Source organism: Vibrio sp. SCSIO 43153 (genome assembly GCF_023716625.1).
Taxonomy (GTDB): domain Bacteria; phylum Pseudomonadota; class Gammaproteobacteria; order Enterobacterales; family Vibrionaceae; genus Vibrio; species Vibrio rotiferianus.
This window is the reverse complement of the sequence record NZ_CP071855.1, coordinates 1,000,707-1,025,786: the sequence shown is the minus strand read 5'-3', so window position 1 is coordinate 1,025,786 and position 25,080 is coordinate 1,000,707. Positions and strand designations below refer to the sequence as shown.

The following is a 25,080-nucleotide window of genomic DNA, read 5'->3' as shown; positions in this document are numbered from 1 at the left end:
TTATTGGTGATAAACCTTTATCTACTGCTAAGAATAAACCTTGGAGCTAACTCCAAGGTCAAGTGCATTTATGTTCAATTGACGAAATTTATGCTTTTTCTTCTTCCAAAGCGGTTGCCACTTCATCAATCAATACCGCATCGTGAGAGCAAAAAGGTTGAGTATTAACGCAAGTGATCGCTGGATCGTCTTCTATATCTTCTTCTCCGAAGTTTTGCATCAGGTCTTTAATGTGTTTATTCAGCACAACTAACGCCAGCAACCCAAACACTATCGTACCCACCGCTTGTCCATATAACACGCCAAGTGCTCCGTACCATTGCGATCCAAAGTAAACGAAAGGCAGAGTGCCGATTGTTGCTTTACCTAAGTTCAATGCCGTGGAATAAAGCGGTTTACCGAGATTATTGAAAGAAGTGTTGGCGACAAACAAAGTCCCATTGAAGACAAATGTAATGGCAATATAGGTACAAAATGCGATAACAATAATCGCGGCATCACCCGTCAGGCTAAACATTGCTACGATGTAATCTTGCAGCACATAAAGCAAAGCACAGACACCTAGGGTGTAAATCGTGGTCACCAGTAAAGAATCGGTTAGAGTACGCTTAACACGATCCATACGCTCCGCACCAAAGTTCTGCCCAATGATAGGACCAACCGCACCAGAGAGCGCAAAAATCACCGCGAAACAAACTGGCGTTAAGCGCCCAATCACCGCAAACCCTGCGACGAAGTCTTCGCCAAATTGAGCGATATGAGTAGTCACAATTGCATTACCAATAGGCGTTGCAGTATTGGTAATAATCGCAGGCACAGCAATCGCTAAAATTGGCTTGAGGTTGTTTTTAAAGATATCGAAGTTTGGAAGAGAAACCAGTTTGTGCACTTTGATTAACGGATAAAGAGAGAATACTAACACGGTGAAACGAGCAATAACCGAAGCCGCAGCAGCCCCCTCCACATTCCATTTAAAAACGAAGATGAACAATGGGTCAAGAATCGCATTAACAATACCACCTGATAAGGTCGCCCACATAGAGCGTTTAGCATCTCCAGCAGCACGTAAACCTGCACCTGCTGACATACCCAACGCCAGTATCGGCGCACTTGGCAATAGAATGTTAAGATACGCCTCGGCACGCTCCGCGGCCACTCCCTCTGCACCGATTGCAGCTAAGAGTTCAGGGATATGGATGTACATACCAATAGTGATCACTAAACTGATCATAAAGGCGGTCAGCATAATACTACCGCTCATCAACCTCGCACGATCGAAGTCCTTTGCCCCAATAGACTTGGAGACCAAAGCCCCCATCGCAATCGACGTGCCGATAGACGCAGAAGTCGAGAAGAAAATCAGTGTTCCTGCGAAACCAACGGCAGCCGCCAACTCAACCTGCCCCAACATACTGATGAACAGCATATCGAGTAAGTCGACAACAAACAGGGCCATCAATCCTACTGATCCCGCACCTGACATCACTAAGATGTGGCGCATAGTGGAACCTTGGACAAACTTCGCGTCTTGGGTAGACATATTCTTCCTCAACGACAAAAAGACGCCGAGGCGCCTTTCGTCTTAGTTTTACCCTTCAAGTAACACCAAGAGCTGAAGTGAGCATCTTGAGGTAACTGGGGATCTAATTTGGGTTTTAAACAGGATGCTGGAAGCACTCGTTTAGAGACTTACCTATCGCTCGAAGTACATCACGTCTTGTAATCACGCCGACCAATTTTTCTTTGTCATCCACTACCGGATACATTTTTGGCTTGCCTATTTTCATCATATCGGCCAACTCAATGATCGACATTTCCGGTGACACAGAAAGTACATCGTCATGCATACACTCTTCAACAGTATGTGTATCCTGACAGTGGTAACTGGCTTTAACGAGTTTGTCTAAAAGGTCTTGCTCAGAAAGGAACCCTACGACTTTCTCGTTTTCGTCAATAACTGGTCCACCTAGAGTAACACTTTGCATCACCTTATCCAAAGCCGCTGTTAGCGACATGTTTTTGGTGAACGTCACCGCTTGCAATGTCATGTAATCTTTAACTTTTAGTGAGTGCATTCTTATCTCCTTAGCGGCACGTTTTTGCTGCCTTTAAGATAAGTGTCGTCTAATTTCTTGATTTTACTAAATGGAAATTAGCAATTTTATCTATAGATTTAGTCTATTGATCTCTATCCGAACTGATACATAAGACAAAACAATAAATACACAGTTGCATATTTATTTACCTCGGGTGCAAAACTCAGTCTGGTGATGAACAGTGAAAATGTACAGCGTGCGCAGAGGTCGAGATAAAGTCGAGTTAATAAAAACTCAAGTTAGAAATAATTAGCTATGCAGTGCAAACAAAAATGTATGGTCCGCCCCGTTATTGCAACTACAATTAAGTCATAACGGAGTTGGTTTGCGCTAATGTATTCGGAGTCCTTGTTGGGAGCACTAGCTTCCCAGCTCCACGATGATATCTGCGCCAGATTATCCTTAAAAAGCCCAAAGCGTTTAACGCTATTTTTTGTGTCAGGTTCTTAATCTGGTCGATTGACCGTTTTTGTCATCACGTTCATTGGCGTTGCAAACTTGGTTATAGCTATACAGCCTTAAAAGCTTGGCGGTGGTATAACACCGCCCAAGCTATTCTTGCTAGCTTGTTGGCAAGTGCTACGACCACAACATTAAATGGCTTCGTCGCCCGGAGCTTGATGAGCCACTCTCCAAACACTTTCCCTGTCGTTTCTAGCCTTGAGAGAACTGCTCTTGCTCCATGGATAAACAGAGTTCTGAGATGTTTATTGCCTCGTTTACTCATGCCAAGTAGCTTGGTCTTTCCTCCCGTAGAGAACTGTCTCGGCACAAGCCCTAACCATGCAGCCATTTCCCGACCATTGGTGAAGTTACTTGGGGAACTTACATCGGCAACACACAACGTCGATGTGAGGTCGCCAACGCCAGGGATAGTTTTCAGCAATTGTGCACTTTCGTTATTGTTAACAACGGCTTGAAGCTTACTGTCTTGAACTTTGACTCGTTCATTAAGGTATTTGTAATGCTCGTGGATAGACACTAATTCAACGAGTAAGCTTTCTGGTAAAGACGCTTTTTGCTCTGCTAGCCATTGGAAGAGAGCCTTCATCTTTGCATGCCCCTTTGGAAAACTTAGGCCGAACTCAAGCAAGATAGCCCCAATTCGAGACATGGCGGCCGTTCTCTCCTTGATATAACCATCTCTGACACGATGAATCGCTGCGATAACTTGGGCTTCTTCACTTTTTACCGCGATAAACCTCATTGTTGGTCGACCAGCGGCTTCTGCGATTGCTGATGCATCTATGAAATCATTTTTGTTGCCTTTGACATAAGGCTTAACGTACTGGGGAGGAATAAGTCGAACTTGATGACCGTATTCACCACTCTTGCGAGCAAGCCAATGAGCACCGCCACAAGCTTCGAAAGCAATGGTTGTTGGTTCGATTTTACAAAGGAAACGTTGGAGTTGGTTTCGACTAAACTTACGACGTAATACTTCTGCACCTGAACGGTTATGAGCGATAGCGTGGAAACAGTGCTTGCCTAGGTCGATACCTAAAATATGAATAGAAGACATATGGTTCACCTCATTCTGAGAGCCTACTCTAAGCTTAAGGGCTTGAGAGTGGGGCGGACCATATAATTAAGCCAACCTCAAATGAGGCTGGCTTTCGAAGTATTATTACTCGAATAAATTAAGCATTTTCCATCGCTTCAACGATATCACGCGCCACCGCTTCAGCCACTTTAATGCCATCGATACCCGCAGAAAGGATACCACCCGCGTAGCCTGCACCTTCACCCGCAGGGAAGAAGCCTTTCAAATTGATGCTCTGGAAGTCTTTACCACGCTTGATGCAAACTGGAGAAGACGTACGCGTCTCAACACCCGTCAGTAGACCATCTTCTGACGCAAAGCCTTTGATCTTACGATCGAATGCTGGGATTGCTTCACGAATCGCTTCGATAGCAAATGCAGGTAGCGCTTTTGACAGGTCAGTCAGTTTGATACCCGGAGTGAATGATGGCTCAACATCACCTAGTGCACTTGGATCGCGACCTTTCAGGAAGTCACCGATTTTCTGTGCTGGTGCATCGTAGTTCTCACCGCCGAGTGTGTAAGCGCCCGATTCTAGTTCACGTTGGAAACGGATACCCGCTAGAGGATCACCTGGGTAATCAACTTCTGGAGAGATACCCACTACGATTGCGCTGTTCGCGTTACGCTCTGCACGAGAGTATTGGCTCATGCCGTTGGTTACCACGCGGCCTTCTTCAGAAGTTGCCGCAACAACAGTACCACCAGGACACATACAGAAACTGTAAACCGTACGGCCATTCTTACAGTGGTGAACCAGTTTGTAGTCTGCCGCCCCAAGAATAGGGTGACCTGCATTTGGACCAAAACGTGCTTCGTCGATCATCGACTGTTTGTGCTCAATACGGAAACCAACTGAGAACGGCTTCGCTTCCATGTAAACGCCACGGTCGTGCAGCATTTCAAACGTATCACGAGCACTGTGACCTACCGCTAGTACAACGTGACGAGATTTGATCTCTTCACCATTTGATAGCGTTACGCCTGTGATTTGACCATCTTCCATATGCAGATCGTCAACACGAGTGCTAAAACGGATCTCACCACCTAGCTCGATGATTTTCGCGCGCATCTTCTCGATCATGGTAACCAGTTTAAAGGTACCGATGTGCGGCTTACTTACGTATAGAATTTCTTCTGGTGCGCCTGCTGCTACAAACTCAGTGATCACTTTACGACCGTAGAAGTTTGGATCTTTCACTTGGCTGTAAAGCTTACCATCAGAGAAAGTACCCGCGCCGCCCTCACCAAACTGCACGTTCGATTCTGGGTTTAGTGTGCGCTTACGCCAAAAGCCGAACGTGTCTTTAGTACGCTCACGTACTTCTTTACCACGCTCAACGATGATTGGGTTAAACCCCATTTGAGCCAAAACCAAGCCCGCAAACAGACCACAAGGACCAAAACCGATCACCACTGGGCGCTCTGTTAGGTTCTCTGGTGCTTTCGCAACAAACTTGTATTCCATATCTGGCGTTTGGCGAACGTGCGGATCTTTTTCAAATTTCGCTAGCAACGCTTCTTCATCACCTTCAACGATGATGTCTAGCGTGTAGATAAGATGGATATTGGTTTTCTTACGAGCATCGTAGCCGCGTCTAAAGACATTAAAAGAGATAACTTTCTCAGCAGCAATGCCAAGCTTTTTAGTAATCGCGTCCAATAGCGCGCCTTCCTCATGATCAAGAGGAAGTTTAATTTCATTAATACGAATCATGTGATGTCTCGTTATGGTAGGTGTCTTAGCCAAAGCCATGCATTTCTCTTCATATTTTTGAGGAGTTCTACAATGGTCAGCTCACAATGGCGCGCATTTTACGAGAAATTGAATTGTCTGTCATACTAAATCCAAGTTGCACGGCGGAATTAACGTAGCGAATGTTGAATTTTGCCTTGGGATGAGTATTATCCCCATTCTTCAATTTTGACTAACTTAAGAGCTGATTATCATGGCGTTTGTCGTAACCGATAACTGTATCCAATGTAAATACACTGACTGTGTCGCGGTATGCCCTGCTGATGCCTTCCACGAAGGCCCAAACTTTATGGTAATCAACCCGATTGAGTGCATCGACTGTGGTTTGTGCGTGGACGAATGTGCCGCAGCCGCCATCTTCCAAGAAGACGAGCTTCCAGAAGATCAAGTGATCTACAAAGAGCTCAATGCAGAACTTGCAGAAATCTGGCCGGTACAAACTGAGGTCAAGCCAGCAATGGATGAAGCGGAAAAGTGGAACGGCGTGCCAAACAAGTTAGACATGCTAGAAAAATAAGCGCATTAAAACGAAAAAAGCGTAATGAACCTCAACTTGAAAAAGTCTGGCTCGTTACGCTTTTTTTGTATCTATGATTCGTTGATGCGATTAGCTGTGTTGACGACGCATGTTGTCCAGAATAATACCTGTCGCCATTGCCACGTTTAGAGACTCAGCACCGCCAAACGCTGGAATGGTAATCTTGTCGGTCACAAACTTCGATGCGGCTTCACGCACACCATGAGATTCGCTGCCCATCAACAAAATACCTTCTGCTGAGAATTCTGTCTTGTGCACACTCTCGCCTTCAAGGAAAGCACCATACACTGGCAAGTTTGCCTCTTCTAGGTAGCTTGGTAAATCCACTAGGCTCACTTGCACGCGACCAAAGCTGCCCATGGTTGCACTGATGGTTTTTGGGTTGTATGGATCGGCACAATCTGTGCTCGCGATGATGTGCTTGATACCGTACCAATCTGCTACGCGAATGATCGTACCTAGGTTGCCCGGGTCAGAAACGCCATCCAATGCAATCATCAAGCCTTTTGCCTGAGGCACTGTTACGTTTGGAATTTCAACCACAGCAATGGCTGCATTGTTGCTCACCAAGGTACTTGCTTTAGTTAGGTCATCTAGTGACGCTTCAATACATTCGAAGCCATTTAGTTCTTGGCGATGCTCATTCAGAAACTCGGCCGTCGCAAAAATCTGCTTTACCGTGAGTGAGCTGCTCGCCAATTCCAGTACGTTCTTTTCACCTTGAACCAGAAATAAGCCGTGCGCTTTACGCTGCTTCTTTTGACCTAAAGCACGCAGCAGTTTTAGTTGGTTTTTTGAAATCATGAAAATATCCCAGATGAAAGTTGGTGAAGTACCAGATGAAAACGGGGGGATTATAGAGTAAACCTTCGCACAGCTAAAGAGATGCCTTGCTTGAGAGAAAAGAAAAGCCCGCCAAGCTATCACTCTCGGCGGGCTTTAGGCATCTGTCGCTTCCCTATGCTGAAAGAATCGACATCACCATTCTTAAACGACTTTTGTTTTCGTCATCTCTTTAATGCCAGACAAAATGAATGTCGGCAGTGAAGACACAAGAATCACACCAAATAGGTGACCAGCACTTAGTGCCTCTGTGTTAAAGATCAACTGACCAAGACCGGTGTAAATCACGCCAAGAGACAGCGTTGCCGAGACCGCGACAGCCCCCAACAGGTATTTGTTGGTGAATGGATTCTTACGGTATAGCGAGTTAAATGTACGCGAGTCAAACAAGTGCCATAGCTGAGCAAAAATCAGCATTGCGAATGCCATCGTTTGTGCATACTGCGCGCTTTGACCGCTGCTCAGTGCCCAATTGAACGCCAAGTAGCTCATACCGCCTAATGCCAAACCGCGTGTCACAATACGTGTACCCAGATGGTCGCTGAAGAAACTTTCGTTACGCTTACGCGGCTTACGCTCCATCAGATCTTTTTCTTCAGGTTCTACACCCAATGCCAGCGCTGGCAGACCGTCAGAGACTAAGTTAATCCATAGAATCATCAGTGGCGTAAGTGGCAGAATCGCTTCTGGCCCCATCATCAAGAAAGCAAACAAGATAACCGATACTTCACCCACGTTCGCCGTCAGTGCTTGGCGAATGAACTTACGCAAGTTATCGAAGATCTGACGACCTTGGCGTACCGCTTTCACGATCGTGCTGAAGTTGTCATCCAGTAGAATCAAATCGCCCGAATCTTTGGCTACCGATGTACCGGTGATACCCATTGCAACACCGATATCCGCACGGCGAAGAGCTGGCGCGTCATTCACGCCGTCACCTGTCATCGCTGCCACTTCATTATTGTGTTGCTGAGCTTGAACAATGCGCAGCTTGTGTTCTGGTGTTACACGAGCAAAGACGGCAACTTCCGGACAGATTTTACGTAGCGCTTCATCATCCATCTCATCCAGTTGTGCGCCCGTGATGACCAAGTCTTTTTCACTGCGGATAATACCGATTTCGCGTGCAATTGCCGCTGCAGTAAGTGCGTGGTCACCAGTGATCATCACCGTACGAACGCCCGCGTTATAACAGCTTTCTACTGCGTCGCGAACTTCTGGACGTGGTGGGTCCATAATTCCGTACAAACCAAGCACGGTCACATCTTTCTCTAGCTCAGCAGGATCACGCTTGAGATCATCTTCTGTCAGCTCTTTATAACCTACTGCCAAAGTGCGAAGCGCTTGCTCTGCAAAGTCCTGAATTGCCGCTTCGTAGTTCGCAATCACCTCTTCTGCAGGGCTTGCCGCTAACGCTAAGCTGCCTGTCGACATCGTTGGCGCTGTAGGTAGCTCGCCACCATCAACCATAAAGCCAGAGGCATTGCGTAACACCACATCTGGCGCACCTTTAATAGCAAGGAAGTGCTTACCATCCGGTCCTTTGACAATCACTGACGCCATCTTACGTGCAGAGTCGAACGGGAACTTCTCAACGATAGAGTAACCGCCTGTCGATAGCATGTCTGATTGCTCCAGACCCGCTTTTGCCGCTGCAACAATCAATGCGCCTTCGGTTGGGTTACCACGCACAGACGAGTTATCGCCATTTTTGATGTATTCCGCATCATTACATAGGGTCGCAACCACTAAACCTTTCATCATCTCTGGGCTTTGCTTTGCATCAACCGTGTGGCCTAGCGGCTTAAATTCACCCTCAGGGCTAAAGCCTTTGCCTGACACTTCCCAGTAACGACCACTTGCATCGTACGCTTTCATTACCTGCATTTGGTTTTGTGTCAGCGTACCTGTTTTATCTGAACAGATAACCGTGGTTGAACCGAGCGTCTCAATCGCAGAAAGCTGCTTCGCCAACGCGTTGTTCTTCACCATGCGCGTTGAGCCCATCGTCAAAACAATTGAGATAACTGTTGGCAGACCTTCTGGAATAGCCGCTACCGACAACGAAATACCCGTGTTCAGAATTTCCAGCCAAGGCATACCATGGTAAAGACCGATACCACAAACCACAGCCACTACACCCAAAGCCGCGATCATCAAGGTTTTCGCGATGGTATCCATACGCTCTTGCATTGGTGTTTTGGTTTCTTCGGTGTTTGCCATCATGTCCGCAATGTGGCCAACTTCGGTCTTCATGCCTGTGCTGACAACCACACCTAAGCCTGTACCAGTGGTCACAATCGTGGTCATAAAGCCCATATTACGCTGATCACCAAGGCCGACGGTTTCGTCTTCAATCACCTTAACGATTTTATCAACCGGCTCAGACTCACCAGTAAGCGCGGCTTCATCGACCGCAAGACGGTTCGCTTCAATGATGCGCACGTCCGCAGCAAGGATATCGCCCGTATTAATCTTTAGAATGTCACCCGGCACAATGTCACGTGCCAACACATCAACCCACTCGCCATTGCGACGAACTTGTGCGGTTGGCGCTGCCATTTCGCGCAGCGCTTCCATACCCTTCTGAGCTTTAAACTCTTGCCAAAATGCGATGATGGCATTGATGAAGATGATCACAGTGATGGCAATCGCATCCACAAGGTGACCAGTAAAGAAGGAAACAATCGCACCAATACCCAGAATGAAGATCAATGGGTTCTTAAATTGGTGTAGGAATAGCTCAAGGGCAGATTTGCCTTCTTGCTCTTGTAACTCGTTTTTGCCGTGTTCAGCCTGACGCTGCTCTACTTCTCCCGAAGTCAAACCTTGCTCAGTTGATACATTAAATTGAGTCAGTGTTTCTTCAACCGACTCAGTAAACCACTTTTTAGTCATGGGGGTCTCCAAAAAGCATTCAAGCGACATCAGTACAATTTCAAACTGATAAAAAGCATTCGCTGAATAGAATTGAGTTAAATCGCCTCGCTAGTCACCGTTGCACCGTTTATTTTCATTTTGAATATTTATCAAGAATCTATTCAGTGTTATGCCAGCGAGTAAAAATAACCTACCCGAACCGATGAATACTTGTAATTAACTTTCAGATAGGCAGATAGCGAATGCGGACGAATCTTTGACCCCAATCAATCTCGATTTTATTTTGTCATACAAAAGATCAATTAAGTGTAAATGAACATGAATAAGACCCCGATTAGACTGAACAAACACTTCATTTTTCCCGAAAAGTGTAATTTTTCTACAAGATGATTTTATTAAGAGTGGCTAACAAGCGTGACAAAAGTGCAAACTATCCGAAAAGATTTGCTAGGGAAGATAGAAAAATTGCTAATAAAGAATGACCAATTTTAGCTAGTCGAAATGCATCATTTTCGAGTTATACAATCAGCATATTTATTCACTCAAAAACAAAGGAGAAATCACAAGAGACACGGCTGAACACTGCATACAAATTTGGTTATGAGTAATGAGAAACCACCAGCCAGACGAATAGCCAGTTGAGAGAAAGGGAAAAGGTTTGAGAGAGTATTTGACAGCGCAGAAACGAAAAAGCCTCGCTGTATAAGCGAGGCTTTTAAAGGGTGGGACCCCAGCCACATCCCGGCACACAAGTCACACGCTGCGGCTGCTTCCTTCCGGACCTGACCGAGTTCACGAGCTATTGTTGCGAGAGGACCAGGGCCCCATAATTCTGTTTTGAGAGCGTGTCTCAAATGATGTGAGGATTATTCAGCATCGCCTCTCGGATTGCAAGGGCTAAAGCGACGATTTTGCCCATTTCATTTCTGTTTGAACAAAACTCGGTCAATTCAACAGTTAAACACGAATCTCATTGGCAGGCTTCGGTCTCGTCTCTTGTCGTGATGCTTGCTTTCTTTGATACATATCTTCATCGGCAAGATGGAGAGCGCTCTCTAGACTCAATGTCTTTTGACGATTCACCGAGCAACCAACAGAAACAGAGATAGGGTGAGCTTCATCTAACGTTCCATCTTGTAAAGTAATAGTTGCCAGCTTTTCTATTGCCAGCCCTAGCTGTGCTTGAGTCGGGTTACCAATAAGAATGAACTCATCTCCTCCAAGACGATAGCTTCTGCCATCCCACAAGGCTTTGATGTCATTTGAGAGCTGTTGCAAAACCATATCTCCCGCTCTGTGACCATATGTATCGTTGATTTGCTTGAAACGATTAATATCTAGGTAGAGGATTGCTAACTCTGGTGAGACTCCCTGGCGAAAACGCAATTGCAATGACCTGCGATTGCGTAACCCTGTTAAATTATCGGTATTGGATTGACGATAAAGGTAAATCGATACACAGATTGCAAATATCAGTACAAATAGGAATACAGCTTGAGTTTGGGTTGCCAGCCTTACCTCATATTCTAATGCCGTACGCCAATCTGGCCGTAAATCGTATCGAGCGACAATATTGTCCAAATTCAACATAGATATCGCTCTAGAAAAATATGGCGCCAACAATTCACCTTTAGTGGACTTTGCTAAGCCAACTGAAAGCTGCGATTGATAAAATTCACCAATCGCGTTGTCCTGCTCGATGGGCAATAACTCACTTAGACGAAGAAAATGGTTGAGCATCGCGGTATCCATCGCGATATAGTCCACCTCTCGCTCAAGTAGTGCATCGATGAGAGCTTGTTGGTTTTCATATCTTTTCAAACTTTTCAGCGGCAACATTTGGCTCAAAAGATGATCAAAAAAGTCTTCTTTCACCACACCAATACGTTCAGAGATTAGCTGGGAGACATGAGAATAGACATTAGGTTTGTATCCTAGGCGCCTTACCATGACCGAACTTGGCGAATAATGCGGCTGGGTAAAGTAACTAAATGCACGCCGGTCACGGCTTATCGTTAGCGGTGCTATCATGTCTATGTCACCTTGAATGAACTGGCTATACATACTTTCCCAGCTTTCATCCTTTTGACTCACAATCTCACAATTTAAGTTCAAGATATCGCAGCTTTTGTAGACCACCTCTGCTGTCATTCCCTCAATGGTTCCATCATCGTTGTAAACCACGTAAGGGAAGATAGGCTCAAGCTTAATGATTATTGGCTGCTTCAAATCAATTGGTAAGGTACTTAACCCTTCCCGTAAAGCGCTCTGACGAAGATCAAACTGATATTTTGCGACCCTTTCCCGAAGTAATTTTTGTACTTCTTCACTATGGATATACTCAGAAAAAGCCTCTAGCTCATGTAAATGCAGACCTTTAGGGCTAACAATGGAAACAGGCTTAATAGAGATTTGATCATTAAGTAACTGCGCATCAAACCCATCTAACAACATGGGTTTGAGTTGGTTGATGGCATCGACAACACCATCAACCCTACCACTATTCAGTAGTTCAACGGCTTCATCGTGGCCTTGATAAAACACCTGCTCGATATCCGGATAATAGTGCCTGATAAGCTCTGAGTATATTGTATCCTGAGGCACTCCAACGTTATGAATGTCATCCAAGGTTTTATCTGTGTGACCGAATAGGTAGGTGTATTCGATATTCGTTGGGCGGGAATAACTAAAGCGTTTAGCTCGCTTTTCGGTGAAGGTTATATTGGCGGCAAAGTCACTCTTACCTTCTGCTACAGAATCTAGAATGGCATCAAAGCTAGAGAAATTGACGTATTGTATTGATACATCAAACTCTGCTGAAATCGCATCAAACAAAGCGCGTGTAACAATATCATCCGCTTCTGTAGCAACTTTATATTCTTTCTGATGCACTGACTGAGCAAACAGGAATGGACTGCACTGCAACAAATAAGCAAATACCAGCCCTTTAAAAATCTTAACCATGACCAACTAATTATGCATACGGTTAGTTGGGCCATTCACCCAACAACATGTAATTGACATACCCTGTAAATATGAAAAGCCGAACATATACTATTCGGCTTCATTTTTCATCGATTGATGGAGAGACTGTAGAGAGTATCACTCTTTCTCGTTAAATTTCTGTACGTTACAATTCTGCCTGCTCGTCACTGCTTCTCAAGATATAGTCTGTCATCCAAGCCGTTCCCAACAAACAAATCCAGACTACAAATACCGGATTAGGGACATCAATATTTGGGTTAACAACCAACGCAGCAAAGCCTACGGTTGGTAATGTCCAACAGAGTAACTTTCCCCAACGCATTGAGTTTTTAATCTTAGTCAGCGCTTCCATAGAAGCTAGGATCCCGGTGACACTTAACGCAACTAATACAGCATAAGGCAAATCCGCCAACCATAATGGCAACAATAACAACAGTGACCACCAGCTATGTTTCTCTGAGGGTTTCCAATGGTTGGCAGCCCACCACATCACGACAACGGCCATCGTTTGAACAACGGTAATCCAAGGAGTCCCATCTAATTTACCAGCTTGCTGCGTTACCATGATGCCAACTTGTAACGTGAGCACAATGAGACCTGCGGTAAGCAAAACGCCCAGTGAACTGCGCCGCGAGAACACGACCATGAGTAATGGGAATAGAATCAACACTCCAATCGACAAAGCAATTGGCTGCATTGATAGCGTCAAGCCATAAACGGTCATTGCTCCTAGAAGTATTAATCCAGCGATACCACCTTGCGGTAGTATCCACAACGCAGGAATCATCAAAGCAAGAACGGGAATGTCTCCTTCGCTCAAACTGATGGCACGAGCGCACACCACGGCAAGAAGAGTCGTAACGAGAAATTGAAGTGTTGAAAAAATCATAGCGCCTCCTGGCTTCCCCAACCAACCTGGTAACTCAACGGCATATCAAACTGGGCCTTCAACGTCGTTGAGCGGGTCTATATAAACTAAGACTGAGCTTGTTTTTGTATTTCCAACTTACTCTTAGAGATCAGCTGCGGCTCACAAAAGAAACAACAAAACACGGTGAAGGAACATGAGCGGCAAATGATGTTAAGGAGCAAGAACTGATAGCGAAGTACAAGTCTTGTGTATTACCATTCCTTGGTAAACAACAGTGGACACTTTCAGTATGGACCAATTTCTAATGCAAATCTTTGCTGTAATTCACCAAATTCCTATTGGACGAGTTTCAACTTACGGCGAGATCGCAAAAATGGCAGGCTATCCTGGTTATGCAAGACACGTAGGTAAAGCATTAGGGAATCTACCAGAAGGCAGCAAACTTCCATGGTTTCGAGTAATTAATAGCCAAGGAAAAATTTCGTTAAAAGGTCGTGATCTGGAGAGGCAAAAGCAGAAGCTTGAAGCGGAAGGCATTGAAGTGTCTGAGATCGGAAAAGTCTCACTCAAAAAATACAAATGGCAGCCTTAGGCTGCCATTTTACAATCAATTGGACTAACGATTAACGTGTACCCACTAGACGAATATTTGCTTCGTGCGTTTGCTCTGCATCAGTAATAACTGGAATGCTTGTGTCATTGATAAAACGTAGCTTACCGTCCACTTCAATACGTGCACGTAGGCTGTAACGGTGGTTTGGTTTGATATCGTTGCTGTTGTAGCTTAGTTCAAACGATAAAGGTACTTGTTTACCCTCAGTCTCGAATGTCTGTTTCGCAAGAACTTTCGCTGGTGCATCGGCCAAAGACACATCCTCTAGGGCTACCGTTACTACTGCATGAGGAGGAAGCGCGATACGCTCACGGTAAGCCACTGTACCTGTAATTGTCTTCATAGACGCCTCAGCCGATTCCATTTCTGTGTTTTGAGAAGTTTGGCAACCCACTAGTGCAGCACCGAATAGTAAAGAAGTAACAAGTAGTAGTGTTTTTTTCATAGTTTCCTCAACGGGTGTATCATTTCGCGCTAAGTATAGAGGGAGATTATTAAACTGTCTGCTGTACGTTTAGCGATTTGACAATAGTTTGACTAAGTTAGAAATTACCAAACAGTTGATTTTGTTTCATAATTGAAGCAGCAATAAAAATAAGGTGAGGAGACATCATGAGTAAACCATTAAGAGAATTGCTCAGCCTACTACAACTCGAAAAACTAGAAGAAGGCTTGTTCCGCGGACAAAGCGAGAACCTAGGTTTACCTCAAGTTTATGGTGGTCAGGTTATTGGACAAGCGCTATCTGCCGCGCGATACACGGTAGAAGACGCACGTACCGTACATTCATTCCACAGTTACTTCCTATACCCTGGCGATCCTGAAAAGCCGATCATTTACGATGTCGAGAATCTGCGTGATGGCCGTAGCTTTAGTACTCGCCGCGTGAAGGCAATTCAGAATGGTCGTCCGATTTTCTACCTGACCGCTTCTTATCATGGTGACGCTCCGGGCTTTGATCACCAAAACACCATGCCAGACATTCCTGGGCCAGAGAACTTCCCCTCCGAGACGGAGCTAGCAAGCCACATTGCCGAGTTCTTACCAGAGCGACTACGTAAAACGTTCTGTGGTGAGAAACCCATTGAAACCCGCCCAGTTAACATAGTTAATCCACTAAAACCCAAAAAAACAGAGCCGAAACAGTATCTGTGGATTCGAGCCAATGGTGAGATGCCTGACAATCAATTGATCCACCAATATCTGTTGGCGTACGCATCGGATTGGGGCTTCTTGACCACTGCACTTCACCCACACGAAGTGTCGCTGATGACCCCCAACTTCCAAGTAGCTACTATTGACCATTCAATCTGGTTCCACCGTCCATTTAAAATGGACGATTGGTTGTTGTATGTAATTGAAAGTCCAACAGCGAGCAACACTCGCGGTTTAGTTCGTGGCGAGATATACAACCAACAAGGTCACCTAGTTGCAACAGCAGTACAAGAAGGCGTAATGCGCTTTACTAAATAACGAATACGTAAATTTAAAAAGGGGAGTGCGCTGCACTCCCCTTTTTTAATTCACTTTATAATTCATTTGAATAACGCCCCACTCATAGAGTGATTTATGCCATCCGTATTTAGATACCCCATAAATTACGTCAGGATCCGCATAAGAGCCACCAAAATCATCCGCTCGAAACTTACGAGCGCCCTTACGGTAATAAACTAATGGACTATCGATTTTATAGGTTTCTCCATCGTTCAATTGGCTATCATCAATCACCAAAAACCTTGTCATACGCAGGGTTCTACCGGTTTTGCAATAACCATCATCTAGATAACTGATCGCCTGAAACGGTTTAACATTATCTTCGTCTAGTAATGACAAGCAGTCATCAATACGAGCAATATGCATCCACATACCTTTTGGTGATGCTTCAGGGTTATCGATTGATTTCATTTGCAGCAAAACGACCTTTCCTTTGCCGTAGGAAGCTATCTCACCATCCGTAGGTTCTCTTACTCCACGCACACCCATGAGACCAAATTCGGAATCTTGCAGATTCGCAAACTCTGGCGCACTTAAAGTACTAACGACTACCGTTTGACCACCAGTTAACGTGTATTCACGATCAGCATCAGACTTGTCAAGAGTAACTGGTATGGAGATAGTTTTGTCGCTCATAGCCTTATAGTCTTCAGACTCTGCTTCAGAGACCTTCAATTTGATAGAATGAGCGGGTGAATATTCGTTCAAAGTAACAACGCCGGTTTGAGCATTCAACGTAGCCAGTTCTTGGCTGATCGTATTCTCAAACGCATAACTACGCATCCCAATAGCAGGACCTAGCTCAAGAGTAATAGCCTTAAACGGCTCAAAATTAACAGGCTGCGATGTACTCGATAACCCAGGGTGATCGGCTTTCGTAATAGAGCCATTAACAGATAGCGTTTTGGTTTTGTAGTTTCTCGCAGAAAGAGTCGCTTCGAGTTTATAGCTACCAGCATGAAGAACTGATACTTCACCCGTGTTTTTTGACTCCAGAGTAACGACAGGCCTAGTCTGGCTAAGCAACCTATAGCTCGTCTCAATATCTACAGCGGATACTTCTGGTACCACTTTCTTACCGTGTTGGAAATCTACCGTTGGGTATTTGATATCAACAGGGTTGTCTGCTTGAGTAATATTCACCGCAAAGCTACCATGACCTGGGTCATATTGGGCGCTACCAGTATCAGAGACTACGACCATTGTGCTGCCAGCGTTTAAGATTCGCATTTCTCCCGAATGAACGTCGACTGATACGACATCTTCATCTTCACCTTCGGCAATCTTATAAGATACTTCGCCGACTGTTCCTGTGATCTTTGGTAGAGACAAATATGGTTTGTTCGGCCTCCACACAGCATCGATTTTTGAATCTACATGGATTCGGCTAGGCGCATTTAAAATGTTGATCTTCACCTCTTGCTCTGGACCTGCCGTATAGTTTGTACTCTCAGCTCTCCTTAAAACAAGAGTTGTTCTGCCCGAACGGTATACATGGATCAGTCCTCGAGCAATCTCATTTGCTACCTCTGGGTTCGAGTTACTCAACACTTCAACGTGATCAAATGTTTTGTAAGCCTCAAAGTCACGCTCTAAGGTCAGTTGTAAATCCTTGCTGTAAACTTCTTCATAGTTGTGAACAGACAACTTCTCGCCCACAGCCTTAGCAACATCTATATCAACACTAAACCTAGCTGGCTGATATTCACTTCCACCGTTATCTTCAAGAGTGAGCAAATAATGCCCGGCCTGGTCAACTGCAATTTCATCATTAACCAAACGTAAGCCACTAGGTAGCTGTTCAACCAAACTGATCTGGCCTTTCTGCCCCGGAAACTCCAATGGAATTCTCAGGTCTGGATGATAAATGAGTTTCAATTCGACGTTTTCGATACGAGAATTTAATGCTCGTTTAACTTCTACATCAAATGTAGTTTTGCTGCTTGGATAGTTTCTTAGACTACTCTCACGCACTTCCACTTGAGCCTGACCTACACCAAGGATTTTGAGTTTCTTACCATCTTCGCTGACTGTGATTGCATCTTCACCACTCAGTACACGGTAAGAAAGGGCTCCTCGGGCATGAGAGACATTCGGATATACAAAACCATTTTCCGCATAAGTTACTGCAATGTTGCTAACCTGAAGTGGTTCACGCTTACCTTGAAGCACATCTAAGGTAAAGTAAGCAGTCTGTTGTTTATGATCGTAGGAATCTGAATAGTTGGCAACAGCTTCAATAGTCACACGCCCGGTATTACGCGCCAGAATCAAACCAGTTTCAGAGTTCAAAATTTTTGCTACATTATCATCAGGATAGCTATCTACAATTCGAAATGAGACACTATCAAGATCTGTTGTATCTAATCTCTTTGGCTCCAATGTGATTCCTTCACGATACTCAGTTTCTAACCAAGCATACTGAAGTTGATCTGCGCTGATTTCATGAACAACCACGCGCGCGTGAATGGTTTTAGGTTGGTAAAAATCATTACCACTATCAGCAACAATTACAGTAGCAACACCAGCTGGACCGACGGGCTGAACTGAGCCTTTTTGATCTACACGAATAAGGTGCTCATCTCCGGAAGCTACCGAGAATGTGAGATCACCCTTCTGACCTCGCACAGTTAGCGAGTTATCGCCTCTTTCTGTCGGGTTAATGTGTAAATCATTTACCATAAGCTCGGTGTTCGCACCTCTTTCTACAGTCAATGTAAACACTGACTCAGATTGCTCATAATAAGAGCTGGAATCCACTGCTTTTACCGTAGCTGTTCCTGGGCGCAGCACTTGAAGCTGATCGTATTCATCAATCGCGATTACATTTGGAGGAGTCGAATCTAAAATTTGATATGTAATCGTCCCATGAACATTGCGTAAAATGGCATGAGTTACGGTTCCAGAGCCATTGAAAATAAGTGAAGAGTCTTCACTTTCAAGCGCTGGACGAACCTGTTTGGTGACGGTAGCAGCTGGCGGTGCTGAAGGAGATGAAGTATCTCCACCTCCACAACCCGATAAAGCGGCAATAAAGCAAGCAGTTAAAAAGTAATTTTTCATTTTTTGTAATAATCAGTTACATCCCAAGGTGCAGCGATAATAATACGATGTTTTATTCATCAACAGCCTTTTATTCGATGGACAAATAGTTGAAAAGCCGATGAAACATCCCACAAAGGTCACTAACGTCGTCAAAAACACGGCATTCCACCAAAAAGCAAACGATTACCTATTTCCATTAGAAAAATAAAATGTACAAAGTACTGGTTAGATACTCAGAGGTTTTTCTGAATTATTTCTCAAAATTAAGACAAAAACAGTCGTGATATGTCGATTTTTTGTGGATTTTCCATCTGTTTAAATGGACTTTCATTACCAATGATATGGGGAATGAATATCAGTAGTCTCAACTTGTGGTAGGTAAAGCCATTTCTCAAAACTTGCAGAAGGTTACAAGCTAATACTTATCGGCAGTTCCGTAGTGTACTTAATCGGCTCCATTGCAAAGGTTGAGGTGACATTGGATAAACCTTTCACGCTGTTGACCAATCGCTTGTAGAACTCATCAAAGCGCTTCATGTCTTTTACGACAACTTTCATCATATAGTCGTATTCCCCAGCCATCCGATAGAACTCCATGACTTCAGGGAAATCACTTACGGTGGTTACAAAGTGGTGATACCACCCTTCTGAATGGTCGCTAGTCTTAAGTTGCACAAATGCAATAAAAGATAAATCCAGCTTCTCTGCACTAAGCAATGCAACGCGCTTCTCGATATAGCCTTCGTCTTCCAGCTTTTTCAAACGCTTCCAGCAAGGAGTGGTGGTCAGGTTCACTCGCTCAGCCAAGTCATTTAAAGACAAGGTTCCATCATTTTGGAGGAAAGAAAGCAACTGCCTGTCGATTTTATCTAAGCTCATTCCTAGATCACTCCCAATAAATAGAAAAATTTTCTACTTTTGATAATTAACAGAACAATAATAGCAAAGTTTTTCTCTAGGGTTATAGGTAGATTATCCCTATAGACAAAAACAACTACCCTACAGAATTTCGAGGAGTCACGTTATGTGTACTGACCACAACTGGATCAACAATGCTGTACGCAAAATCGAAGCAGACTTTCAACGCTCAGCAGATACTCACCTATTCAAATTAGATCTACCTTCTTTGGAAGGTATCGACATCTATCTAAAAGATGAAAGCACGCACCCAACCGGTTCATTGAAGCACCGTTTGGCTCGTTCACTATTCCTTTATGCAATTTGTAATGGTTGGGTCGGTCCAGAAACCACGGTGATTGAAGCGTCATCAGGCAGTACAGCAGTTTCTGAGGCGTACTTCGCGCGTCTTCTAGGCTTACCATTTATTGCGGTGATGCCAAAAACCACTGCACGTAAGAAAATTGAACAAATCGAATTCTACGGCGGTAAAGCGCACCTTGTTGACCGTTCAGACCAAATTTATGACGAGTCTCGTCGTCTAGCGAAAGAGCTAAACGGTCACTACATGGACCAATTTACTTACGCTGAGCGTGCAACAGACTGGCGTGGTAACAACAACATCGCGAACTCTATCTTTAGCCAAATGCAATTAGAAGATCACCCAATCCCAAGCTGGGTTGTGATGAGCCCAGGTACAGGTGGTACGTCTGCAACGATTGGTCGATTCATTCGTTACCAAAAATACGACACAAAACTGTGTGTAGTTGATCCTGATAACTCTGTGTTCTACGACTACTTCCAATCTGGCAACGCGGACATCAAGGGCGAAAACGGCAGCAAGATCGAAGGTATCGGTCGTCCACGCGTAGAGCCAAGCTTTATCGCTGGCGTTGTAGACGAAATGCGCAAAATCCCTGATGCAGCAAGCGTTGCAACGGCGCATTGGCTATCTGGCTTGATCGGTCGTAAAGTGGGTGCATCGACAGGTACTAACCTATATGGTGTGCTTCAGCTTGCATGTGAAATGAAGCAACGCGGTGAGACAGGTTCTATCGTGACACTGCTGTGTGATTCAGGTGAACGTTACCTAGACACTTACTACAACACAGAGTGGGTAAAAGAGAACATCGGTGACATTCAACCTTACCTTGCACAGCTTGAAATTATTCAGTCGAATGGCTGCGTTGAGCCAGCATGCTGCGGTCCAATCACTGAATAAAATCAGACTTCACATACAAAAACAGCCCGCTCATTCAGCGGGCTGTTTTTTATTATCTTTGCTCTGAGAAGCGTTACTTTTTCTGACGAGCCTCAAATGCAGCCAACTGCTCTGGCGTTGCTTTAGGTTGGTGGTTTTGTTTCCACTCATCGTAGGTCATGCCGTAAACACGCTCACGCGCATCATCAATATCGATCTCCACACCAAGATCTTCCGCTTCTGCTTTGTACCATTTACTGAAACAGTTGCGGCAGAAGCCCGCAAGGATCATCAGATCGATGTTTTGCACATCTTTGTTTGCATCCAAATGCGCCAACAGACGACGAAATGTTGCTGCGTCAAGTTTGTCTTGCTCTTCTTGGGTCAGATTTTTGTATTTGAATTCAGCCACTTTACTTTCCTTTATTTTTAGAATTGAGATCACTGCTAGTTGACTAACCGTCTATTCAGGCTGTTAATATACCCAACCTCTATCTCATTGATTAAACTCAACTGCTAGTACCACCAAAGGTTATAGTCATATTATGAAAAATGCCATCTTCTTGCTGTCTACAATCGCATTAAGCGCTTCTGCTTATGCAGCTCAACCAAAAGATCAAGACATGTACTTCTACTTAGGTAGCGGTAATATTGGTTACGAAACGCCTAAATTTGGCAGCAATACCGAAAGCGAACTTGCAAACCCGCATATCACTATCGGTTGGGGTAAGAATATCAATGAGTACTTTTCAGTAGAAGGTGTCGTACGTTACACACAAAGCGAACTGAAATTCCAACCAACCAGTGAAAAAATCAATCTACACTACTACCAATTTGGTGTGTCAGGTTTAGCTACTTCACCTTACCTTGGCGATACTCCATTTAAACTATTCGGTCGTGCTAGCGCACTACTAACTCAAGCAGAGATGTATATCGAATCACTCGATAACGTTGATGATAATTCCGGCGTGATGTTCAACGTAGGCGGTGGTTTACAATGGGATATTGACCAAAACTTTTGGCTAAAAGCAGAATACGTATACGGCTTTGCTGATGTGGAGCTGGATGATTTTTACGACAAGTATGACGGTTTTCAAATCAGTATTGGCAAGAACTTCTGATTTAAAATTCTGCAAAGAAAACCAAAGCCGAGGCATATGACCTTAATGCTGATCGGTTTAGAGACTTGAATGATCTTGGGATCGTATGACAATCCCCACTAACAACGTTAGTGGGGATTTTTTAGGTTCATCGCGGATAAGCGGGAACTGAAAACAAAAACGGTAGTAAGTGATAGAGTTTTATCGCCAAACAAAACCTACACAAACTACCGTTTTCATGTCGAATCATACTTTCCTATCTTCATTCTGGGAAGGCTTTCATATAGTAAAGTCTCATCAGACTCCATCATTAATAAAGCTCACTCTCAAACCTAACTCTATCGCTAGGTGTCCGTGCGGGCTTAAAGCTCAAGCCATACATGAGTATCAATGGCGCAACGTGAAGGAAGCCACACTGCTAGGAGCTCCCGTTGAACTGTCCGTTCAAACCCGACGCATCAAGTGCAGTCACTGTGGCATTAAAACAGAACGACTATCTTGGTTGGAACCTTATGCTCGTATCACTAACCGCCTACGAAGCTATATAGAGCAGTTGTTGCCCCTGCTACCAATTAAACATATAGCCCAAGTGACAGGCGTTCATTGGCACACAATCAAAGAGATAGATAAACGTCGGCTTCAACAAGTAGTACCACAAGTTAAATGGGGTGAATTAAGGCAACTCGTCATGGACGAGTTTGCCATTTTTAAAGGGCACCGTTACGCGACAGTCATTGCAGATGCGAAAAGTCATCAGGTTATCTGGATAGGGCTAGGTCGTAGCCGCAAGGATATTCGACCGTTCTTTGAACAATTAGGCGAGCACGGAAAAAATATCGAAGCAGTAGCAATGGATATGAATACGGCTTTTGACCTTGAAGTCCAAGAGCATTGCCCAAATGCCCGTGTCGTTTATGACTTGTTCCACGTTGTTGCTAAGTTCGGTCGTGAAGTGATGGATAGAGTCAGAGTCGACCAAGCCAATAAGCTAAAACAGGATAAAAAAGCAAGGCAATGGGTCAAACGTTCGCGCTGGGTATTATTGAAAAATAGGGATAATTTAAATACACAACAGGAAAGCTACCTCACAGAAATATTGAATATGAATCAGGACTTGATGACAACCTACTTGCTGGGTGCGCAATTAAAAGAACTGTGGCGTTGCGGCTCAGAACTTCAGGCTAAAAACCTGTGGCAGGTATGGTTGGGACAAGTGAATGAGAGTGAAATTAAGCCGCTCAAAGAGTTCGCTCGAAAGCTCCGTCCATACCTTCATGGGATCACTGCTTCAGCAAGCTATCCGCTGAATACCTGTACGCTTGAAGGGATAAATAACAAGATAAAGTTAATCAAGCGGATGGGATATGGCTATCGAGATACTGATTACTTCTTCTTAAAGATAAAAGCGGCTTTCCCCGGAAAGCCGCGATGAACCATTTTTTATGTTTGCTCAAGAGTTAGTTTTGGCTCATGAAACGATAGAGGATGGTAAAAACTACGAATCTGTAGTTAATGCCATTCAACTTGAATGGATAGAGCAAGCTTTGCTTGATACATCTAAAGCAAGTATTAGGAGACGAAGTTTACCAGCGCAACAAGCGGTTTGGCTTGTTATTTGGATGGGACTGCAGCGGAATAAATCAATTAAGGAAGTGTGTAGTTCTCTTGACTTAGCTCTTCAACCCGAACCTCAGAATAAATGGTCTCGTGTTGCACCTAGTGTGCTAACTGACTCTAGGCGACGTTTAGATAAGGCGCCTCTTGCCGCTTTGTTTAAAACCTCTGTGGCGGCTTGGGAGAGCGACGCACTAGTAAAAGACAAGGTGCTAGGGCTAAGCATCATGGCGGTGGATGGTACAACTTTTCGTTGTCAAGATTCAGAAGACAATGCGCAAGCATTTGGATTCATTTCTCAAAAACATAAACCTTACCCTCAACTTCGCTTGGTCGGCCTGATGGCGACCGAGACACGCTTTATGATGGGGGCTGCATTCGATGCTTGTCAGGTTGGCGAGGCAACGTTAGCACGCAGGTTATTAGCAGACGTGCCAGCCAACTCGCTAACATTGTTTGATCGTTGCTACTTTTCCGCCGACCTGTTGATATCGTGGAATGCAGCAGCCTCCAATAGTCACTGGCTAACCCCCGTAAAACGGAAATTAAGATATGAAGTTGTAGAGCACTTTGCTGAAAACGACATGCTTATTTCTATGCCTATCTCACCACAAGCTCAGCGTAATAACCCTAATTTACCGACGCATTGGCAGGCACGCCTCATCCTCTATAAAGACCCAAAAGGTGAAATTGAAGGCTTTATAACTTCCCTTGTTGACCCTAAGAAGTACTCATTAGAAGATTTATTAGCTGTCTATTGGCAACGCTGGGAAATAGAAGAAGGTTACGGTGAGATAAAGCAAACTCAGCTACAAAGCGAGGTTACCTTGAGAAGTCGTTTTGCTGTTGGTGTTAGACAAGAGCTCTGGGGAATACTGCTAGCGTACAATTTGGTGCGCCTAGAGATGATTCATATTGCTCAAGACGCCGATGTAAGCCCAACTAGAGTTAGCTTTACAGCGGCAATAAACTTAATAGATACCCAGTTACGTTGGTTGGCACTTAGTCCTGATGGAACTCTACCGAGCAAACTCAAGCAAATGAGGGAAAGCATAAGTCACTTCATTTTACCGGATAAAAGAAAGGACCGAACGTATCCACGTTCAGTCCTTTTTGTCCCTACAAAATATCCATTTAGATATAAGCATTAATGCTTATCCGAACGGCATTAAGGCATATGACCTCGGCTTTCTTTATTCTAAAGAACTATCTCATCGTGCTTTTGATCGACATGGACACGATGCTCAACAGATTGCAACGTTTTCTCACTTTTTGCTTTTAGAACGTTGGCAAACTGAGGTAAAACGGTTGTCGCAAACAATACAACCATCCCCATTACCGCAACCATTTCAATCAAATAACTACCACGACACTTTTTCAAGAAACACCTCATACCATCATTGGCACAGCATCATTCCTTGCGAATGCAGCACCCAAAAAGACCAAACGCTCAGCCAAACACGATGAGCAAATCCTGTGCCCCTCGAAGAAGTGGCGAAATAATAACCAACAATTATCATTAGATCTATAAATCATCAGACAAAAAATACAAAAAAGCCGAACAAAAAACGTTCGGCTTTTAATTTCAAAATCTTAGCAAGAAT

The 25,080-nt window shown here is 44.3% G+C and carries 20 protein-coding genes and 1 other RNA gene; 7 read left to right on the top strand and 14 right to left on the bottom strand.

The genetic code is table 11. The features are described from left to right. Positions 1-88 precede the first annotated feature (88 nt). The 4 genes from J4N37_RS04730 to J4N37_RS04715 all read right to left on the bottom strand — a co-directional run bounded on the left by J4N37_RS04730 (position 89) and on the right by J4N37_RS04715 (position 5,356). Positions 89-1,540, bottom strand: coding sequence for an MATE family efflux transporter (locus J4N37_RS04730; protein ID WP_045389348.1), 1,452 nt, complete (start codon positions 1,538-1,540; stop codon positions 89-91). Positions 1,541-1,655: 115 nt separating this feature from the next. Beyond that, complete coding sequence (locus J4N37_RS04725) at positions 1,656-2,075, bottom strand: CBS domain-containing protein (protein ID WP_010447101.1); 420 nt, start codon at positions 2,073-2,075, stop codon at positions 1,656-1,658. Positions 2,076-2,604: 529 nt separating this feature from the next. After that, the gene (locus tag J4N37_RS04720; protein ID WP_252040496.1) at positions 2,605-3,618 is read right to left on the bottom strand and encodes an IS110 family RNA-guided transposase; all 1,014 of its coding nucleotides are present in this window, start codon (positions 3,616-3,618) and stop codon (positions 2,605-2,607) included. 118 nt (positions 3,619-3,736) lie between these two features. Then, complete coding sequence (locus J4N37_RS04715) at positions 3,737-5,356, bottom strand: NAD(P)/FAD-dependent oxidoreductase (RefSeq protein WP_045389351.1); 1,620 nt, start codon at positions 5,354-5,356, stop codon at positions 3,737-3,739. A 232-nt stretch (positions 5,357-5,588) separates the two neighbouring features. Here J4N37_RS04715 and fdxA point away from each other — a divergent pair, with 232 nt between their 5' ends. Then, positions 5,589-5,912 (top strand): ferredoxin FdxA, encoded by a 324-nt coding sequence (gene fdxA, locus J4N37_RS04710; RefSeq protein WP_005431654.1) that lies wholly within the window; start codon positions 5,589-5,591, stop codon positions 5,910-5,912. A gap of 90 nt (positions 5,913-6,002) precedes the next feature. Here fdxA and J4N37_RS04705 read toward each other — a convergent pair whose 3' ends face one another. The 5 genes from J4N37_RS04705 to J4N37_RS04685 form a co-directional block, all read right to left on the bottom strand. Further along, on the bottom strand, positions 6,003-6,737 hold the full coding sequence (locus J4N37_RS04705; protein ID WP_252041781.1) for an RNA methyltransferase: 735 nt from the start codon (positions 6,735-6,737) through the stop codon (positions 6,003-6,005). A 183-nt stretch (positions 6,738-6,920) separates the two neighbouring features. Next, positions 6,921-9,674 (bottom strand): cation-translocating P-type ATPase, encoded by a 2,754-nt coding sequence (locus J4N37_RS04700; RefSeq protein ID WP_252041780.1) that lies wholly within the window; start codon positions 9,672-9,674, stop codon positions 6,921-6,923. Between the two features lie 707 nt (positions 9,675-10,381). After that, positions 10,382-10,478, bottom strand: an RNA gene (gene ffs / locus J4N37_RS04695) — signal recognition particle sRNA small type. Between the two features lie 135 nt (positions 10,479-10,613). Further along, positions 10,614-12,620, bottom strand: coding sequence for a GGDEF domain-containing protein (locus J4N37_RS04690; RefSeq protein ID WP_252041779.1), 2,007 nt, complete (start codon positions 12,618-12,620; stop codon positions 10,614-10,616). A 166-nt stretch (positions 12,621-12,786) separates the two neighbouring features. Then, positions 12,787-13,530, bottom strand: coding sequence for a VP0952 family biofilm-associated protein (locus tag J4N37_RS04685; protein WP_088881110.1), 744 nt, complete (start codon positions 13,528-13,530; stop codon positions 12,787-12,789). A 271-nt stretch (positions 13,531-13,801) separates the two neighbouring features. On the opposite strand from J4N37_RS04685, the gene J4N37_RS04680 reads away from it, so the two are divergent. Further along, complete coding sequence (locus tag J4N37_RS04680; protein ID WP_010447086.1) at positions 13,802-14,104, top strand: DNA base-flipping protein; 303 nt, start codon at positions 13,802-13,804, stop codon at positions 14,102-14,104. Positions 14,105-14,135: 31 nt separating this feature from the next. On the opposite strand, the gene J4N37_RS04675 is transcribed toward J4N37_RS04680, so the two are convergent. Beyond that, the gene (locus J4N37_RS04675; RefSeq protein ID WP_252041778.1) at positions 14,136-14,570 is read right to left on the bottom strand and encodes a YbaY family lipoprotein; all 435 of its coding nucleotides are present in this window, start codon (positions 14,568-14,570) and stop codon (positions 14,136-14,138) included. Positions 14,571-14,737: 167 nt separating this feature from the next. On the opposite strand from J4N37_RS04675, the gene tesB reads away from it, so the two are divergent. Next, entirely contained in the window at positions 14,738-15,598 is an 861-nt protein-coding gene (gene tesB, locus J4N37_RS04670; protein WP_045389370.1) for an acyl-CoA thioesterase II, read from the top strand. Between the two features lie 45 nt (positions 15,599-15,643). Here the strand turns inward: tesB and J4N37_RS04665 are convergent, their stop codons facing one another. Beyond that, positions 15,644-18,682 carry a cadherin repeat domain-containing protein gene (locus tag J4N37_RS04665; RefSeq protein WP_252041777.1) on the bottom strand — a complete coding sequence of 1,013 codons (3,039 nt, stop codon included), beginning with the start codon at positions 18,680-18,682 and terminating at the stop codon, positions 15,644-15,646. Between the two features lie 390 nt (positions 18,683-19,072). Further along, the gene (locus tag J4N37_RS04660; RefSeq protein WP_010447078.1) at positions 19,073-19,543 is read right to left on the bottom strand and encodes an Lrp/AsnC family transcriptional regulator; all 471 of its coding nucleotides are present in this window, start codon (positions 19,541-19,543) and stop codon (positions 19,073-19,075) included. Positions 19,544-19,688: 145 nt separating this feature from the next. On the opposite strand from J4N37_RS04660, the gene J4N37_RS04655 reads away from it, so the two are divergent. Further along, entirely contained in the window at positions 19,689-20,783 is a 1,095-nt protein-coding gene (locus J4N37_RS04655) for a PLP-dependent cysteine synthase family protein (RefSeq protein ID WP_252041776.1), read from the top strand. Between the two features lie 73 nt (positions 20,784-20,856). On the opposite strand, the gene J4N37_RS04650 is transcribed toward J4N37_RS04655, so the two are convergent. Beyond that, a complete protein-coding gene (locus J4N37_RS04650) occupies positions 20,857-21,174 on the bottom strand; it encodes a DUF1244 domain-containing protein (protein WP_252041775.1) in 318 nt (105 codons plus the stop codon). 133 nt (positions 21,175-21,307) lie between these two features. Here J4N37_RS04650 and J4N37_RS04645 point away from each other — a divergent pair, with 133 nt between their 5' ends. The 3 genes from J4N37_RS04645 to J4N37_RS04635 all read left to right on the top strand — a co-directional run bounded on the left by J4N37_RS04645 (position 21,308) and on the right by J4N37_RS04635 (position 24,627). After that, the gene (locus J4N37_RS04645) at positions 21,308-21,883 is read left to right on the top strand and encodes a porin family protein (RefSeq protein ID WP_010447071.1); all 576 of its coding nucleotides are present in this window, start codon (positions 21,308-21,310) and stop codon (positions 21,881-21,883) included. 217 nt (positions 21,884-22,100) lie between these two features. Further along, entirely contained in the window at positions 22,101-23,294 is a 1,194-nt protein-coding gene (locus tag J4N37_RS04640; protein ID WP_252041651.1) for an ISL3 family transposase, read from the top strand. A 10-nt stretch (positions 23,295-23,304) separates the two neighbouring features. Further along, a complete protein-coding gene (locus J4N37_RS04635; protein WP_252041773.1) occupies positions 23,305-24,627 on the top strand; it encodes an IS4 family transposase in 1,323 nt (440 codons plus the stop codon). Between the two features lie 47 nt (positions 24,628-24,674). Here the strand turns inward: J4N37_RS04635 and J4N37_RS04630 are convergent, their stop codons facing one another. Next, entirely contained in the window at positions 24,675-24,857 is a 183-nt protein-coding gene (locus J4N37_RS04630; RefSeq protein WP_128826809.1) for a type II secretion system protein, read from the bottom strand. Positions 24,858-25,080 lie beyond the last annotated feature (223 nt).

Coding starts and splice junctions, on each gene's coding strand:
- J4N37_RS04730 (WP_045389348.1), bottom strand. CDS start 1,540: ATGTCTACCCAAGACGCGAAGTTTGTCCAAGGTTCCACTATGCGCCAC.
- J4N37_RS04725 (WP_010447101.1), bottom strand. CDS start 2,075: ATGCACTCACTAAAAGTTAAAGATTACATGACATTGCAAGCGGTGACG.
- J4N37_RS04720 (WP_252040496.1), bottom strand. CDS start 3,618: ATGTCTTCTATTCATATTTTAGGTATCGACCTAGGCAAGCACTGTTTC.
- J4N37_RS04715 (WP_045389351.1), bottom strand. CDS start 5,356: ATGATTCGTATTAATGAAATTAAACTTCCTCTTGATCATGAGGAAGGC.
- fdxA (WP_005431654.1), top strand. CDS start 5,589: ATGGCGTTTGTCGTAACCGATAACTGTATCCAATGTAAATACACTGAC.
- J4N37_RS04705 (WP_252041781.1), bottom strand. CDS start 6,737: ATGATTTCAAAAAACCAACTAAAACTGCTGCGTGCTTTAGGTCAAAAG.
- J4N37_RS04700 (WP_252041780.1), bottom strand. CDS start 9,674: ATGACTAAAAAGTGGTTTACTGAGTCGGTTGAAGAAACACTGACTCAA.
- J4N37_RS04690 (WP_252041779.1), bottom strand. CDS start 12,620: ATGGTTAAGATTTTTAAAGGGCTGGTATTTGCTTATTTGTTGCAGTGC.
- J4N37_RS04685 (WP_088881110.1), bottom strand. CDS start 13,530: ATGATTTTTTCAACACTTCAATTTCTCGTTACGACTCTTCTTGCCGTG.
- J4N37_RS04680 (WP_010447086.1), top strand. CDS start 13,802: ATGGACCAATTTCTAATGCAAATCTTTGCTGTAATTCACCAAATTCCT.
- J4N37_RS04675 (WP_252041778.1), bottom strand. CDS start 14,570: ATGAAAAAAACACTACTACTTGTTACTTCTTTACTATTCGGTGCTGCA.
- tesB (WP_045389370.1), top strand. CDS start 14,738: ATGAGTAAACCATTAAGAGAATTGCTCAGCCTACTACAACTCGAAAAA.
- J4N37_RS04665 (WP_252041777.1), bottom strand. CDS start 18,682: ATGAAAAATTACTTTTTAACTGCTTGCTTTATTGCCGCTTTATCGGGT.
- J4N37_RS04660 (WP_010447078.1), bottom strand. CDS start 19,543: ATGAGCTTAGATAAAATCGACAGGCAGTTGCTTTCTTTCCTCCAAAAT.
- J4N37_RS04655 (WP_252041776.1), top strand. CDS start 19,689: ATGTGTACTGACCACAACTGGATCAACAATGCTGTACGCAAAATCGAA.
- J4N37_RS04645 (WP_010447071.1), top strand. CDS start 21,308: ATGAAAAATGCCATCTTCTTGCTGTCTACAATCGCATTAAGCGCTTCT.
- J4N37_RS04640 (WP_252041651.1), top strand. CDS start 22,101: ATGTCGAATCATACTTTCCTATCTTCATTCTGGGAAGGCTTTCATATA.
- J4N37_RS04635 (WP_252041773.1), top strand. CDS start 23,305: ATGTTTGCTCAAGAGTTAGTTTTGGCTCATGAAACGATAGAGGATGGT.